Source organism: Pseudomonas sp. P4_C8, from assembly GCF_056401975.1.
In genome coordinates, this window is record NZ_JBFUIH010000011.1 from 53846 (window position 1) to 69747 (window position 15902).

The following is a 15902-nucleotide window of genomic DNA, read 5'->3' on the forward strand; positions in this document are numbered from 1 at the left end:
TGAAAAAATAAATGCACGGCGTACTTTCCTACGAGTGAAAAAGAACATTCCGAGTACTGGTGCTATATACAGGTGTCGGTGAGATACTGCCTATCTGACTCGCCAACGCTCCTTTTCTTCGTCTCGAACTGCGCTTTTATATGACCCAGCGAAAAATCATCCACGTCGACTGTGACTGCTTCTACGCCGCCATCGAGATGCGTGACGACCCGCGCCTGGCCGGTAAACCGTTGGCAGTGGGTGGTTCGGCGGATCGACGGGGGGTGATCGCAACCTGTAACTATGAAGCGCGGGCCTATGGCGTACGTTCGGCCATGTCTTCCGGGCATGCGTTGAAGCTGTGCCCGGACCTGACCATCGTCAAGCCGCGCATGGAGGCTTATAGAGAAGCCTCGAAGGAAATTCACACGATCTTTCGCGATTACACCGACATGATCGAACCGCTGTCCCTCGATGAGGCCTACCTCGACGTGTCGGACAGCGCGCATTTCGGTGGCAGTGCTACGCGTATTGCCCAGGACATCCGTCGGCGAGTGTCCAATCAATTGCACATCACCGTGTCAGCCGGTGTGGCGCCGAACAAGTTTCTGGCCAAGATCGCCAGTGACTGGAAAAAGCCCAACGGCTTGTTCGTCATCACCCCGGATCAAGTGGAAGACTTTGTCAGCGGCTTGCCGGTGAGCAAGTTGCACGGTGTGGGCAAAGTCACTGCCGACAAACTGGGCAGGCTCGGCATCGTCGATTGCTCGCATTTGCGCGAGTGGGACAAATTGGCGCTGGTGCGCGAATTCGGCAGTTTCGGCGAACGACTCTGGAGCCTGGCCCGTGGGATCGATGAGCGTTTGGTCCACAACGACAGTCGTCGGCAGTCGATCAGTGTTGAAAACACCTACGACGTGGACTTGCCGGATCTGGTGAGCTGTCTGGATAAATTGCCTGAGCTGCTGGCAACCCTTGCGGGCCGCATGGCGCGAATCGACAGCAGCTATCGGCCGGGCAAGCCGTTCGTCAAAGTGAAATTCCATGACTTTACCCAGACGACACTGGAGCAGGCCGGAGCAGGGCGGGATTTGGGGAGTTATCAGTTGCTGCTGACCCAGGCGTTCAATCGCGGCGGGAAACCGGTGCGGTTGCTGGGGGTTGGGGTAAGGCTTGAGGATTTGCGGGGCGGGTTTGAGCAGATGGAGTTGTTTGAGCGGTAGTGGGCAGATCTTAATGTTGAAGTGAATGTCAGGCCGCCTTCGCGAGCAGGTCGAATCGTCGCACCGTCGCTCCCACAGTTGACCGAGTTGTTCAGACGAACGCGGACTAATGTGGGAGCGAGCCTGCTCGCGAAGCTTTTAGCTTTAGCTTTTAATTCGGCCCCGGATCCGCAACCAGGCGCCCGGCATCCTTGGTCAACGACTTGAGGAATTCGGTCTGCAACTCGGGATCGTTGCGCGTCAGTTCGATCAGGCTTTGCTCCAGCTCGCTGGCTTCTTCTTCCAGACCCAGTTCCGACAGGCGCTTGACCCGGTGTACCCACTGGCTCACTTCGTCGTCTTCGAGATCGTCGTAAATCAGCCCGTGGGCTTCGAGCAACTTGCCACGCAAAGAACTGCTGACTTCCAGGGATGTGTTGGTGTGCACATCGTCGTTGCCATCTTCGACGCTGATCAGCAGGCGGGTTAAATGGTTGATGTCATGTTCGGCAAACGGGCTGTCCAGCAGATTCACCCGCAAAACGCCGTTTTTGTCGGTGCTCAGCTCGAACGTTTCCTTGCCGGCCTTGACCTCCACCGGACGCTCGCTCCATGGCAGGCTCGAGTATTCGGTGCGTTTGTCGAGCTGAACTTCGTCGATGCCGGCCAGGTTTTGTTGCGCACGACCGTGAGACTGCACGTTCATGAACGGGTTGAGCCCGGCGAAACCGTAGCTCAGCCAATCCTTGGTCACGCTGTCCGGCAGGTTGCCAAGCGTAAACACGTTGACCACGTTCGCGCCGACACCGGCCACTACAGCCACCGCGCCCAGCGGGATCTCATAGACCTCCCGCCAGGGTTGGTAAGGTGTGTAGCGATCATAGTTGCGAGTGACTTCGAATTCGGTGACTTCGAAGGTCTTCTGCTCGTGGATTTTCACCCGACGTTGCGGCAGATCAAGCACCTTGGGATCACCGACATCGATCTGCAGGCTGTGATCGAGCAATTTGCGCTCGACACGTTCCTCGTGCTCGCTACGTTGCGACATCTGATTGGCGCAGCCGCTGACCAGCAGGGTGCCGCACAGGGCGGCACCACCGAGGCCTAAGGTGTTTCGCTTGAACATGACTTCTCTATCTGGTGTCAGCGGCGGATACGGGCCTGGAGGAAAGACAGCACGTCGGCGACCGGCAGCGCTTGCGCTTCAGGTTCGGTGCGGCTCTTGTATTCCAGATTGCCTTCGGCAAGGCCACGATCACTGACCACGATCCGGTGAGGAATGCCGATCAGCTCCATGTCCGCGAACTTGATGCCCGGGCTGGTCTTCTTGTCGCGGTCGTCCAGCAGAACTTCGAAGCCGGCTGCAGTCAGTTCTGCGTAGAGCTTGTCGGTGGCTTCGCGAACCTGTTCGGTTTCGTAGCGCAGTGGCACCAGCGCAACCTGGAACGGCGCAAGGGTGTCGCTCCAGATGATCCCGTTGGCGTCGTTGTTCTGCTCGATGGCGGCCGCCACCACGCGGGAAACGCCGATGCCGTAGCAACCCATTTCCAGGGTGACCGGCTTGCCGTTCTCGCCCAGCACTTCGCACTTCATCGCTTTGCTGTACTTGTTGCCCAGCTGGAAGATGTGCCCGACTTCGATGCCGCGCTTGATTTCCAGCGTGCCCTTGCCATCCGGGCTTGGGTCGCCGGCTACCACGTTACGCAGGTCAGCGACGGTTGGAACAGGCAGATCACGCTCCCAGTTCACGCCGAAGTAGTGTTTGTCGTCGATGTTGGCACCAATGCCGAAGTCGCTCATCAGCTCGACGGAACGGTCGATGATGATCGGCAGTGGCAGGTTCAACGGGCCCAGAGAGCCGGCGCCGGCGCCAATGGCGTCGCGCAGTTCGCTTTCGGACGCCATGACCAGCGGGCTGGCAACGCCTGGCTGGTTGGCCGCCTTGATTTCGTTCAGTTCGTGGTCACCACGGATGATCAGGGCAATCAGCTTGCCTGGCTCTTCAGCGTGAACCACCAGGGTCTTGATGGTCTTTTCGATCGGCAGGTTGAAGCCTTCGACCAGTTGCGCAATGGTCTTGGCGTTCGGGGTGTCGACCAGGCACAGCTCTTCGGCAGGCAGCGCGCGCGAGGTTTCGCGTGGTACCGCTTCGGCTTTTTCGATGTTCGCCGCGTAGTCGGAGCCGTTGCTGAAGACGATGTCGTCTTCGCCGGATTCGGCCAGTACGTGGAACTCGTGGGAGCCGGCACCGCCGATGGAACCGTTGTCGGCTTCTACAGGGCGGAACTTCAGGCCCAGACGGGTGAACACGTTGCAGTAAGCCTGGTGCATGCGGTCGTAGGTGACTTGCAGCGAAGGCTGGTCAGCGTGGAACGAATAGGCGTCCTTCATGATGAATTCACGACCGCGCATCAAACCGAAGCGTGGGCGGATTTCATCGCGGAATTTGGTCTGGATCTGGTACAGGTTGATCGGCAGCTGTTTGTAGCTGCTCAACTCATTGCGCATCAGATCGGTGATCACTTCTTCGTGGGTCGGGCCCGCGCAGAAATCACGACCATGGCGATCCTTGAAGCGCAGCAATTCAGGGCCGTACTCTTCCCAACGACCGGATTCCTGCCACAGCTCAGCCGGTTGTGTGCTCGGCATCAACACTTCAAGAGAGCCTGCGGCGTTCATTTCTTCACGAACGACGGCTTCGACCTTGCGCATCACTCGCAAGCCCATCGGCAGCCAGGTGTAGAGGCCCGAGGCGAGTTTGCGGATCATGCCGGCGCGCAGCATCAGCTGATGGCTGATCACGACCGCGTCGGAAGGCGTTTCTTTCTGTGTGGCGAGCAAAAATTGACTGGTGCGCATGGTTGGCCGTTGTCGGTTGCTGATGACGGGAAATGACGGAGCATTGTACGGGCGAGATCCGCTGGCGTACAGGCATGCGGTCGGTGGTGTGGCAGGAGGGCGGGAATCACACCGCCCTTTGCGATGATTCCTGCGATTCTTCCACGATTTGGGGCGGAGCGGGCTCTGGCGTCGGTGTCGGACCTGCGCGACGGCTCTCCTGGAACCAGTGGAGGGCGATCAACAGCAGTGTCGGAACGCCGAGCAGGGCGGTGATCAAGAAGAAATTGTGATAGCCGAACTTCTCGACCATGACCCCCGAGTAGCCGCCGATCAGGCGTGGCAGCAGCAGCATGATCGAGCTGAGCAGGGCGTACTGGGTGGCGGAAAACTTGAGGTTGGTCAGGCTCGACAGGTAGGCGACGAACGCCGATGTCGCCAGGCCCGAGCTGAAGTTGTCCAGGGAAATGGTGAGGATCAGCATGTTCAGGTTGGCGCCCATGTCGGCGAGCATCAGGAACAGCAGGTTAGTGCCGGCCGACGCAATGCCGCCGATCAGCAGAATCGGCAGAATGCCGAAGCGCACAATCAGCAGGCCGCCCATGCCGGCGCCGACCAGGGTCATGATCAAGCCAAAGATTTTGCTGACGCTGGCGATTTGATCCTTGGTGAAACCCTGGTCAATGTAGAACACGTTGGCCATCACGCCCATGACCGTATCGGACATCCGGTACGTGGCGATCAGCCCCAGCAGCAGGAAGGCTTGCCAGCGGTAACGCAGAATGAAGTCGTTGACCGGCGTCAGCACCGGCGCCAGTCCGCGGCGGCCCATGCTCGACAGGCACAGGGCGGTCAGCGTGATGTAGAGGATCGCCCGCAGAAGCGCCCGGTCTTCGAGTACCAGGTCGAGCAGGCTCACGCCTTCGAACAGGACGCTGGCGAAGTCGGTGTAGTAGAGCTGAGTGAACATGGCGGGCACGGACACCAGCAACACGATCAGCACAAACACTGACGCCAGTTGATGCACAAAGCTGTAACGGCCGGCCTGAAGCTGTGTGCGCAGTGGCACGGGTGGTTCGCGCATGAACACCGAGGTGATCAATGCTGGAACCATCAGGGCGCCGAACAGCACGTAGGTACCCGCCCAGGCCGAATGCTGATAATTGAAACCGGTGGAGCCGAAGCCCTCGGCGAAGAACAGCGCGCCGGCAGTCGCAAGCAGCGCGGCGATCCGATAACCCGACATGTAGCTGGCGGCGAGTGCCGCCTGGCGACTGTCTTCGGCGATTTCCAGGCGATAGGCATCGACCGCAATGTCCTGCGTCGCCGAGGCGAAGGCGACCACCACCGCGATGGCGATCAGCCAGGACAAATGCTTTTGTGGGTCGCAAAAACCCATGCCTACCAGGCCGAGGATCACCAGCGCCTGCGATAGCACCAGCCACGAGCGTCGTCGCCCCAGCTTGCCGAGAAATGGCAGGCGCCATTGATCGAGCAGGGGGGACCAGACCCATTTAAAGGCGTAGGCCAAGCCAATGAGACTTGCATAACCAATGGTTTCGCGAGCTACACCTGCCTCGCGAAGCCAGACGGAAAGCGTCGAAAACACCAGCATGTAGGGCAGGCCGGCGGCGAAACCAAGCAGCAACAACACAAGCGTCGAGGGGCTGGCATAGGCGGCGAGCGCGGCGCGCCAGGTTTTACGGGGCATGGGCTGGAGTCTGCCTCAAGAATTACGGAAACAAAGCGCGCACTCTAACCGCTGTGCTCTACCGGGCGCCAGCCATGGCGCTGAATATCAACACGATTATTCTGGATGCTGACACCTTCCGAGCGCAATCGCGCGCGCTGCTCATCCCCCGAAGGGCTGCCCACAGGCAGGCTGATCCGACCGCCGGCACCGAGAACCCGATGCCAGGGCAGTTTGGTGTCGCCCGGCAATTGGCTCAACGTGCGTCCGACCCAGCGGGCAGCGCGACCGAGTCCGGCCAGCTCCGCGAGTTGACCATAGCTCACCACTTTGCCTTCAGGCACTTGGGCCAGGGTCAGGTAGAGCGCCGTGCGTCGGATTTGCGCCGCATTGTCGGATTCAGAGGTTGGTTCGGTCACGTCCGCAATTCCTGAAAAAAGGTCGCATTGCCGTTTGTAGAGTAAATCCCGGATCACTGTTTGAGAAATGAACTCAATAGAAATAGTCGAGTCAGTCCTTGCTAGGGTCTTATTCCAGAGGATAATGCCGACTTTTTATCGCAAACTTGAGTCTGTTTTTGCTTATGTTGTCCAGAACCCTGCTTTGCCTCGCAGTCCTGAGTGCTGCCACACCCTTGCTCGCCGATACCGTCTGGTTGAAGAACGGTGACAAGTTGAGCGGCAAGATCACGTTGTTCGATGGCGGCAAGTTGGTGATCCAGACGGAGTACGCCGGCGCGGTCCCGATCGACTGGAAACAGGTCAAAACCCTGGAAAGCGATCAGGAGTTGCTGGTCAAGCAGGATGCGTACACGGGCGAGAAGGCCAAGTCACTGCATGCTGCCGGCGACGGCAAGGTGACGCTGGAAAATGGCGAGGCTCCCAAGACGGTGGAACTGGCCAGTATTCAGCAGATTCTAAAGCCCAAGCCGGTGGTCGAAGATCTGGTGTGGAAGGGGAACATCGACGCAGCGCTGGATTACCAGCGGGCGGAAAACGATACAGATGACTACGGCATCAACTTCAAGACGACTGCGCGCCATGGTAAATGGCGGCACACAGCGGAAGGCGAGTACAACCGCGAATTCCAGGATGGCGTCGTTACGACTGACAACTGGCGGGCTGAATACTCGCTCGACCGCTTCTTGACCGAGAAATGGTTCTGGCAAGGCCGGGCAGTCTATAAGCGCGACAAAGTCGAAAACCTTTCCCGTCAGCGCACCTTGGGTACCGGTCCGGGTCACCAGTTCTGGGACGACGAATTGGGCGCATTCTCCCTGGGCTCGCTGGTCAATCGTACGGACTATGAGTTCACGGACGGCAACAAGGACAACTTCTATGCCCTGGCGATGACTTGGGATTACAACCGCTACCTGATTGGCAAGAAGGTGGAGTTCTTCACCAATGGTGAAGTGGCCAAGCCGTTGTCAGACGTGGCCAATTACGCACTCGATACTGAAATGGGCTTGCGCTACAAGGTGACCGAATGGGCGTCGCTGAACCTGAAGGCCGAGCGCGACGTCGTCAGCGGTACCGAAGACGCTGATTTGGACCAGACCCGCTACACCGCCGGGTTTGGCGTAGCCTGGTAAGGCATAAAAATCGCAGCCCTGGGCTGCGATTTTTTTTGCCCGCAAAACAGTCGGGCACAAAAAAGCCCCGCTTTTAAGGGCGGGGCTTTTTACTAAAGCAAGTACAAGTTAGATAACTTGAACTTCTTCAGCTTGCATGCCTTTCTGACCGCGGGTAGCGATGAAAGAAACCTGTTGGCCTTCTTTCAGGCTTTTGAAGCCGTCGGATTGGATAGCTTTGAAGTGAACGAACAGGTCGTCACCGGATTGTGGAGTGATGAAGCCGAAGCCTTTTTCATCGTTGAACCACTTAACGGTACCGGTTTGGCGATTAGACATGGTGTAACTCCTTGAACAAAGATAACTGCGACTCAGGAAGAACCCTGGCCGAGACTGAGTGCAAAGAGCAGGAAAAATTCTTGTAGATGGTTGGATCGAAATTCAACATATCGTGTAGAGATTCTCAGTGACACAAGCAGCACAGTGGCGCCACCTTAACCCTTTTTCCCGAACGTGCCAATGCTTCTTGCGAAGGTTTCTCTGAATTCAGGACTGACGGTCAATCGAATTTGGGGAAAGGCCCTGAATTCAGGGGGGATCCGCGAGAATTGCGCCCCAGACTTTGAACCCGGAGCGCGCGCCCGGTAAGATGCCGGACAGAATTTTTCCACCTCGCTATTCAGGACACCCGCCATGAGCATCAAATCGGACAAGTGGATTCGCCGCATGGCGCAAGAGCACGGCATGATCGAACCCTTCGTTGAGCGCCAGGTGCGTGGCAGCGACGATAGCCGTGTGATCTCCTATGGCGTGTCGAGCTACGGCTACGATGTACGTTGCACTAATCATTTCAAGGTGTTCACCAACATCAATTCGGCCATCGTCGACCCGAAAAACTTCGATGCCGGCAGTTTCGTCGACATCCACAGCGACGTGTGCATCATCCCGCCAAACTCTTTCGCCCTGGCCAGCACCGTCGAATACTTCCGTATTCCGCGCAATGTATTGACCATCTGTCTGGGTAAAAGCACTTACGCGCGCTGCGGCATTATCGTCAACGTCACGCCGCTCGAGCCTGAGTGGGAAGGTCACGTGACCCTGGAGTTTTCCAACACCACCAATCTGCCGGCGAAAATCTACGCCAACGAAGGCGTGGCACAGATGCTGTTCCTTGAGTCTGACGAAGAATGTGAAGTGTCTTACAAGGACCGTGGCGGCAAGTATCAGGGCCAGCGTGGCGTAACCCTGCCGCGCACCTGAGTCAGCCGTCTGACAAACCGTGGGAATTCCTGAGCGAGCGTACACTCTATGGAGTGTACGTTCCGATTCGCGCAAGGCGGGTCGGGCCATCGCCCAGGAGTGCTTTATGAAGATCGATCCGCGAATAAGTGCCGAACTGGCAAGGCTTGAGCCCAATCAGGTTGGCGTTTTGGCCTGGTCCTTGTTGGCACATCCGCCCGTCAACATGGCGGGGGGCATTCCCGGTCAACCAGACCCCGATACCCCGAACGAACAACCGACAGAACCTGGCGAACCCACCTTGCCGGATGAGCCGCCTCCGGCGCCTGTTGTCTGACGCAGAGTCGTGAAAGGCCGGTCAGCTGATGTCCTTGAAGACGTCAACTGACTAGCCATATCTGGTTATAGTCAATGATAAAGAGCTGCAGCTTTCGTCACGCTGGACGAGAGAGCTACCCCGTCGAAGCGCCTTTCATACTCGGAAATAACTGTGTTTGTCGTTGAAACCTATTGGCTGAACAGCCGTGGTTTTATCGCTGCGCTGTTAGCGCTGCGACTTTTTACCGGCAGTAAGCAGTTGTCCATGAATATGAAAAGGAAAATTCAGATGAAATCAATTCGTGCGGGGCATCTGCGCGCCGATATGATTACGGCGAGTGGCCCCCAGGCATTTCGAGCATCGCCAACGCTAGTTCGAGCAGCCTGGCCTGCACTGCCTCGACGCGAGTAATGGTCTGGACAAGGCATTTTACGTCTATCTGCCGCTGGGTATCGAGAGTGGCAAGTTTCATCTGGGGCTGAGTGAGCGCTCTCCCATGATCATTCATGTGACTGGCAGCTCGGAAGCGGAACTGTATCGAGGCTCGCTTGAGTTGACGGTGGGGCGAAGCACAGTTTGCCGGAAGTTTTTGTGGCTTGGACGCCTAAGGTATCGAGTGGAGAACGGCAGCTTCAGGCTTGAACATGAAGCGGGAATCTAATCCTGTAGGAGAGGGGTGTATTACTTCAGGTTGCCGCTGAGGAACTGTTTAAGACGCTCGCTCTTCGGGTTGCCCAGTACGTCATCCGGCGCGCCTTGTTCCACCAAGCCCTGATGCAGAAACAGAGTCTGACTCGAAACTTTGCGCGTGAAGCCCATTTTTTGGGTAAGTCTCTCAATGCATGGATGTAATAAGTCATCGGTGCCAATAACTGCTTTTCGTATTGTGTCAACTGTCAGGGTTGACAGTGTCGGGTCGATTGTTTGTGTGTTTATCTATGTTTGAGCTGGTGGGCAGAATTCACTGGTTACTTTGAAGTGCTAACCTGGTTTTCTAGAGGAATAAGAGTATGGGTAAGTTGATCGAAACGGCAGAGCACAAAGTTGGGATTTTTAAGGTCGATATTATTCAAGATAAGTGGGACCTTGACGGGGTGATGCATGACGTCAATCACGAAATCAAAAAGCAATTTGTTGCTGTAACTCACGCGCATGGTACTAGAATGAATGTGGGGATTCCATTAGAGCCAGTAGCAGGTGATCACGACATTGGTGATTTGTATACTGTGTCAGGTGTAAAAGATGGCCAGCTTTACAATATGCAAGAAGGTACCATGACAATTAGGTTAGATGATCGTTATGATATGTTTGGTTCTTTTAATGGGAGATTTAAGGTTGGCGACACTATTTATGATGTGAAGGGGCACGAATTTAGAGTTGATAAAGTACTTGATAAGTAAATGGGGATTTGAATAGCGGATCAGTCCATTGATCCGTTATTCAATACACATTGGTTATTTTAAATTGCCGCTTAGAAATTGCTTCAACCGCTCACTCTTCGGATTGCCCAGCACGTCTTGCGGCGCGCCTTCTTCTTCCACCAGCCCTTTGTGCAGGAACAGTACCTGGCTGGAGACTTTGCGGGCGAAGCTCATTTCGTGCGTCACCATGATCATGGTCCGGCCTTCTTCGGCCAGGCCCTGGATCACTCGCAATACTTCACCTACCAGTTCCGGGTCGAGCGCCGACGTCGGTTCGTCAAACAGCATGACTTCCGGTTCCATGGCCAGCGCCCGGGCAATGGCTACCCGCTGTTGCTGGCCACCGGACAGGAACGCCGGGTACTGATCGGCAACGCGCGGGGCCAGGCCGACCTTGTCCAGATAACGTCGGGCGCGGTCTTCGGCCTCTTCCTTGCTGCAACCCAACACCCGGCGCGGGGCCATGGTGATGTTTTCCAGCACGGTCATGTGGCTCCACAGGTTGAAATGCTGGAACACCATGGCCAGGCGGGTGCGGATCCGTTGCAGCTCATTGGCATCGGCCACGTGCATGCCGTGACGATCCTTGATCATGCGGATGTTCTGCCCGTCGAGGCTCATGGCGCCGTCGTTGGGTTGTTCAAGAAAGTTGATGCAGCGCAGGAACGTACTTTTGCCCGAGCCGCTGGCGCCGATCAGGCTGATGACGTCACCGGTGTTGGCCTTGAGCGAAACGCCTTTGAGGACTTCATGATCGCCATAGCTTTTATGCAGGCCTTCGATGGTCAGTTTGTACATGTGGCATGCATCCTCAAGGCGAAAGTAGGTAGCCGCTGCGATAGGCTTCGGCGCCCGCGACGTGCGCGATCACCATGCCGGCAGTGGCCATGCGTCGCAGCGAGCGGGCGTACATCAGCCCGGCGGCGGTGCAATGAACGGGGGTGACGCGATCATTGATCGGGTCAATGATTTCGGCGATCAGTTGCCCGGCTTCCAGGTACTCCCCCGGCAGCGCGGTGAACACCAGCAAGCCACCGACAGGAGTGGCTACAGGTTCCACTCCCGCCAGCGGCGTGGCCGGGTAGGGCAGCTCAGGCAGTGGCGCCGGTTCGCCGGCAATGGCACCGAAGTGAATCAGGTAATCGATCAGCGCCTGGCAATCGAGGCTGGCCAGCGGATGATTGACGTCACCCTGGCCGCGCAATTCGACCGTCACCGATAAACTGCCCAGCGGAAAGTCGAAGCGATCGCCGAAGCGCTCCCTCAACTGCCACCAGAGCAGGGTGAAACATTCATCGAACGATTGGCCGCCGGAATCGGTGGCCAGCAAGCTCGCCTCGGCACCGATGTATCGCGCCAAGGGCTCGACGTGCGACCAGGCTTCCGGTGTGGTGTAAAGGTGCGTGACGGCTTCGAAATCGCAATGCAGGTCCAGCACCATGTCCGCATCGCAGGCCAGGCGTTGCAGGGTCAGGCGCTGGGATTGCAGTTGGGTGCTGGCGGTTTGCTTGGCCAGGGCGTTGCGCAAACTGTCGCGGATCAGCCCGAGGTTACGCTGTGGATCGTCACCGAGTTGGCCTTCGATCTCATTGCCGACCGCTTCGCTCACATCGACGAACCAGCGATTGAAGTTCTGACCGCTTTCGAGTTCGAAGCGCCCCAGCGGAACCTCCAACAACACTTGTTCCAGACCGATCGGATTGGCCACGGGGACCAACACGATTTCGCTGCGCAGCCGGCCGGCGGCTTCGAGTTCGGCCAAGCGTTGCTTGAGGTGCCAGGCCACCAACATGCCAGGCATCTCATCGGCATGCAGTGACGACTGAATGTAGATCTTGCCTTTGGCCGACGTGGGGCCGTAATGAAAACTGTGAATCTGTCGTGCGGTCCCCGGCACCGGGGCCAGCAGGTCATGAATCTGGTGGCGCATGTCTCTTTATTCCTAAAGCGGGTCCTAGTGGCTCGGCCCGAGGAAGGCCAGCCATCGCCGTTCGGCGAGACGGAACAGGCCAACCAGCGCAAAGGTCACGGTCAGGTAGATCAGTGCGGCAATGCCGAACGACTGAAAGGTCAGGAAGGTCGCCGAGTTGGCGTCCCGAGCGACTTTCAATACGTCCGGAATGGTCGCGGTGAACGCCACAGTCGTCGAGTGCAGCATCAGGATCACTTCGTTGCTGTAATAAGGCAACGAGCGACGCAGGGCCGACGGCATGATCACGTAGGCATACAGCTTCCAGCCGGTCAGACCATACGCTTTGGCGGCTTCGACTTCACCGTGGTTCATGCTGCGAATCGCCCCGGCGAAAATCTCCGTGGTGTAGGCACAGGTGTTCAGGGCGAAGGCCAGGATGGTGCAGTTCATCGCATCGCGAAAGAACGCATCCAGCACCGGTTGGGCGCGAATGGCAGCCAGACTGTAAATCCCGGTGTAGCAAATCAGTAGCTGAATATAGAGCGGCGTACCCCGAAACAAATAGGTGTAGAACTGCACCGGCCAACGGATGTAGAAATGCGGCGATACCCGGGCGATGGACAGCGGGATCGACACCAGAAAACCGATGAAGATCGAGGCGCTGAGCAGCCACATCGTCATGGCCAGGCCGGTGATGTTGTTGCCGTCGCTATAGAGGAAAGGTTTCCAGTATTCCTGCAGAAGTTCGATCATCGTACGGCCTCCCGGGTACCGGCGGAGTAACGACGTTCAAGCCAGCGCAGAATGAAGTTGGACGCACTGGTGATTACCAGATAGATCAGCGCGGCAAGTACCAGGAAGTAAAATAGCTGATAGCTGCTTTTACCGGCGTCCTGCGCAGCCTTGACCAGATCGGCAAGGCCGATGATCGACACCAGCGCGGTGGCCTTGAGCATCACCATCCAGTTGTTACCGATACCCGGTAGGGCATAACGCATCATCTGCGGGAACACCACGATCCAGAAACGCTGGCCGCGCTTGAGGCCATAAGCGGTGGCCGCTTCGACCTGGCCCCGTGGGACGGCGAGAATCGCACCACGGAAGGTTTCGGTGAAATACGCGCCATAGATGAAGCCAAGGGTGATGACCCCGGCGCTGAATGGGTTGATCTCGATGTATTCCCATTCCATGTAATCGGTCAGCGACGTCAGCCAGGTTTGCAGACTGTAGAAAATCAGCAGCATCAGGACCAGGTCCGGAACGCCGCGAATAAGTGTGGTGTAAAGCTGGGCAGGCACGCGCATCAGTTTGACTTTTGACAGCTTGGCACTGGCGCCGAGTAGCCCGAGCAACACGGCTACCAATAGCGATAATGCCGACAACTTGATCGTCATCCAGGTGCCTTGCATCAGCAACGGACCGAAGCCCTTGAGGCTGAAGGCAGAGAGCCCCAGATTTTGTAATAGGTTTTCGAACATAAATCAGCAACCTGATCGGATGAAAAAAGCGCCCATCGCGAGATGGGCGCCGGGCATTATTTGCCGCTGAACAGATTCAGATCGCCAAAGTGTTTCTTCTGAATGGTGGCGTAGGTGCCATCATCGTGTAACGCTTTGATACCTTTATCCAAAAGTGCTTTCAGCTCGGTGTTACCTTTCTTAATGCCGACGGCAGTTTTGGCTGGTAGCAGTTCGTTGTCGACTGGCTTGCTGACATCATAGTCGGCGCCCTGTGGCGACTTCAGGAAGCCCAGTTCGGCTTGCAGCATGTCCTGAATCCCTGCATCGAGACGACCGGAAGTCAAGTCGGCATAGACCTGGTCCTGGTTGGCATAGGCCTGGGTTTTCACGCCGGCCTTGTCCAGAACGGCTTTGGCATAGGCTTCCTGAATGGTGCCTTGTTCGTAGCCGACGGTTTTGCCCTTGAGCGAAGCGACGTCCGCCGTCACACCAGAACCTTTCTTGAACACGTAGGCGGTTGGGCCGGAGAACAACTCGCTGGAGAAGTCGATGACTTTTTCGCGGGCCGGGGTGACGGTCATCGAAGAGATCACACCGTCGAATTTATTGGCCTTGAGGCCCGGAATCATGCCGTCGAAATCGCTTTCGACCCATTTGCACTTGACCTTCAGCTCGGCGCAGATCGCGTTCCCCAGATCGATGTCGAAGCCGACCAGGCTACCGTCGGCCGCTTTGGACTCGAACGGTGCGTAGGAAGGGTCAACGCCAAAACGCAATTCTTTGTATTCCTTGGCCAGCGCGGAGCCCGCAGCCATGCACAACGCCAGTGCAGAAAAGGTCAGCAATGCTTTTTTCATTATTCAATCCCTTAAGAACCAATATGAGCGCTTGTGGCGCAGAATTATTGTTACTGGAAAGCGTAAGACCTGATGAAAGTAGCAATTTCCGAACCAGAGTCCCGAACAAGCGTTTTAAAAGGTCATACAAGAAATGACTGCGCAGCAATTGTGCACGAAAACGGGCGCCATGAAAGCGCTGCACCAAGTTGTTTCAGGATGGCACAAATCCCTGTAGGAGCGAGCTTGCTCGCGAAGAGGGAGTGTCAGCCACAACCATCTCGACTGATGCGCCCTCTTCGCGAGCAAGCTCGCTCCCACAAAGAGATCAGGTCAGCTCAGTAAATTCTGTAATGTGCCGAGGTCGTCAGCCTCTTCAACCGTCTTGTCCTGACGCCAGCGCAGCATCCTCGGAAAACGCACGGCGATCCCGCTCTTGTGTCTTTTTGACCGGGCAATGCCTTCGAACCCCAACTCAAAGACAAGGCTCGGTTTCACGCTGCTGACCGGGCCGAATTTCTCGACGGTGGTTTTGCGCACAATGTTGTCGACCTGACGGATCTCTTCATCCGTCAGCCCGGAATAGGCCTTGGCGAAGGGCACCAGGTTGCGTTCGCTGGCATCGGGCGGCGCGTCCCACACCGCGAAGGTGTAATCGCTGTAGAGACTGGCCCGTCTGCCGTGGCCGCGTTGCGCATAGATCAGCACCGCGTCGACGCTGAACGGGTCGACTTTCCATTTCCACCACACACCCATGTCTTTGGTTCGGCCGACGCCGTACAGCGCATCCCGCGCCTTGAGCATCATGCCTTCGACGCCGAGACGGCGCGAGGCTTCCCGTTGGCGAGCGAGGTCGAACCAGTTTTCGCCGGTGAGTATCGGTGAGGCGAGTAACGCCGGGCTGTTGCAGGTGGCGACGACCGTTTCCAGCTGAGTGCGACGCGTGGCCTGCGGTCGATTGCGCCAGTCGGCGCCTTGCCATTCCAGCAGGTCGTAAGCGAGGACCACCACGGGTACATCTGCTTCGGTCTTGTAATCCCCCGAGGCGACCCAGACTTCGCCACCATATTCCAGTCGCACTTGGGCCGAACCGAGCACATGGCCGGCGGGGTGAAAACTCAGGGTGACGCCATGATGTTTGAGGGGCTGACCGTACGGCAGGGTTTGCAGGTTGATGTCTGCACCGAGGCGGGCACGGAGGATGCCTTCGCCGGCTGATGCCGCCAGGTAATGTTGATTGCCGCTACGGGCATGGTCGCTGTGAGCGTGGGTGATGACCGAGCGCTCGACAGACCGCCACGGGTCGATATAGAAATCCCCGGCCGGGCAATACAGACCTTCAGGACGCGCGATAACAAGATCCATGTCGTTGCCAAGATGGAGGGGCTTGTTAGCTATGAGGTTGGCGTGAAGCCAGAAGTTCTATCGAGATGTCA

15 protein-coding genes and 2 pseudogenes are annotated in these 15902 nt (G+C 57.2%); 5 read left to right on the top strand and 12 right to left on the bottom strand.

The annotated features are described in order from the left end of the window. Positions 1-140 precede the first annotated feature (140 nt). On the top strand, positions 141-1202 hold the full coding sequence (gene dinB / locus AC1DWM_RS09270; RefSeq protein WP_477795067.1) for a DNA polymerase IV: 1062 nt from the start codon (positions 141-143) through the stop codon (positions 1200-1202). A 151-nt stretch (positions 1203-1353) separates the two neighbouring features. Here the strand turns inward: dinB and AC1DWM_RS09275 are convergent, their stop codons facing one another. The 4 genes from AC1DWM_RS09275 to AC1DWM_RS09290 form a co-directional block, all read right to left on the bottom strand. Next, a complete protein-coding gene (locus tag AC1DWM_RS09275) occupies positions 1354-2307 on the bottom strand; it encodes a hypothetical protein (protein ID WP_223512297.1) in 954 nt (317 codons plus the stop codon). A 17-nt stretch (positions 2308-2324) separates the two neighbouring features. After that, a complete protein-coding gene (locus AC1DWM_RS09280) occupies positions 2325-4040 on the bottom strand; it encodes a proline--tRNA ligase (RefSeq protein WP_477795068.1) in 1716 nt (571 codons plus the stop codon). A 106-nt stretch (positions 4041-4146) separates the two neighbouring features. After that, positions 4147-5730, bottom strand: a complete 1584-nt coding sequence (locus AC1DWM_RS09285; protein WP_223512293.1) for an AmpG family muropeptide MFS transporter — start codon at positions 5728-5730, stop codon at positions 4147-4149. Between the two features lie 44 nt (positions 5731-5774). Then, complete coding sequence (locus AC1DWM_RS09290; protein WP_223512291.1) at positions 5775-6128, bottom strand: MGMT family protein; 354 nt, start codon at positions 6126-6128, stop codon at positions 5775-5777. A gap of 164 nt (positions 6129-6292) precedes the next feature. Between AC1DWM_RS09290 and AC1DWM_RS09295 the strand changes: the two genes are divergently transcribed. Further along, positions 6293-7300, top strand: a complete 1008-nt coding sequence (locus AC1DWM_RS09295; protein WP_477795069.1) for a DUF481 domain-containing protein — start codon at positions 6293-6295, stop codon at positions 7298-7300. 108 nt (positions 7301-7408) lie between these two features. Here AC1DWM_RS09295 and AC1DWM_RS09300 read toward each other — a convergent pair whose 3' ends face one another. Next, a complete protein-coding gene (locus AC1DWM_RS09300) occupies positions 7409-7618 on the bottom strand; it encodes a cold-shock protein (protein ID WP_002554837.1) in 210 nt (69 codons plus the stop codon). Positions 7619-7972: 354 nt separating this feature from the next. On the opposite strand from AC1DWM_RS09300, the gene dcd reads away from it, so the two are divergent. Both dcd and AC1DWM_RS09310 read left to right on the top strand, forming a co-directional pair. Next, entirely contained in the window at positions 7973-8539 is a 567-nt protein-coding gene (gene dcd / locus AC1DWM_RS09305) for a dCTP deaminase (RefSeq protein ID WP_007904652.1), read from the top strand. 106 nt (positions 8540-8645) lie between these two features. Continuing rightward, complete coding sequence (locus AC1DWM_RS09310; protein ID WP_223512287.1) at positions 8646-8855, top strand: hypothetical protein; 210 nt, start codon at positions 8646-8648, stop codon at positions 8853-8855. Between the two features lie 663 nt (positions 8856-9518). On the opposite strand, the pseudogene AC1DWM_RS09315 reads toward AC1DWM_RS09310, so the two are convergent. Beyond that, positions 9519-9659, bottom strand: a pseudogene (locus AC1DWM_RS09315) (histidine/lysine/arginine/ornithine ABC transporter ATP-binding protein); the annotation flags it as partial. A 188-nt stretch (positions 9660-9847) separates the two neighbouring features. Here AC1DWM_RS09315 and AC1DWM_RS09320 point away from each other — a divergent pair. Beyond that, on the top strand, positions 9848-10237 hold the full coding sequence (locus AC1DWM_RS09320) for a hypothetical protein (protein ID WP_477795070.1): 390 nt from the start codon (positions 9848-9850) through the stop codon (positions 10235-10237). A gap of 54 nt (positions 10238-10291) precedes the next feature. On the opposite strand, the gene AC1DWM_RS09325 is transcribed toward AC1DWM_RS09320, so the two are convergent. From AC1DWM_RS09325 to AC1DWM_RS09350, 6 genes and pseudogenes are all read right to left on the bottom strand, one after another. Next, on the bottom strand, positions 10292-11056 hold the full coding sequence (locus tag AC1DWM_RS09325) for an ABC transporter ATP-binding protein (protein WP_477795071.1): 765 nt from the start codon (positions 11054-11056) through the stop codon (positions 10292-10294). Between the two features lie 13 nt (positions 11057-11069). Then, the gene (locus tag AC1DWM_RS09330; RefSeq protein WP_477795072.1) at positions 11070-12188 is read right to left on the bottom strand and encodes a succinylglutamate desuccinylase/aspartoacylase family protein; all 1119 of its coding nucleotides are present in this window, start codon (positions 12186-12188) and stop codon (positions 11070-11072) included. Positions 12189-12212: 24 nt separating this feature from the next. Then, complete coding sequence (locus tag AC1DWM_RS09335) at positions 12213-12923, bottom strand: ABC transporter permease (RefSeq protein ID WP_223512284.1); 711 nt, start codon at positions 12921-12923, stop codon at positions 12213-12215. Continuing rightward, positions 12920-13648 (bottom strand): ABC transporter permease, encoded by a 729-nt coding sequence (locus AC1DWM_RS09340; RefSeq protein ID WP_046029301.1) that lies wholly within the window; start codon positions 13646-13648, stop codon positions 12920-12922. The genes AC1DWM_RS09335 and AC1DWM_RS09340 overlap by 4 nt, the downstream gene beginning before the upstream one ends. 56 nt (positions 13649-13704) lie before the next feature. Next, positions 13705-14487 carry a transporter substrate-binding domain-containing protein gene (locus AC1DWM_RS09345; RefSeq protein WP_223512283.1) on the bottom strand — a complete coding sequence of 261 codons (783 nt, stop codon included), beginning with the start codon at positions 14485-14487 and terminating at the stop codon, positions 13705-13707. A 312-nt stretch (positions 14488-14799) separates the two neighbouring features. Then, a pseudogene (locus AC1DWM_RS09350) lies at positions 14800-15498 on the bottom strand (ATP dependent DNA ligase); the annotation flags it as partial. Positions 15499-15902: the final 404 nt, after the last annotated feature.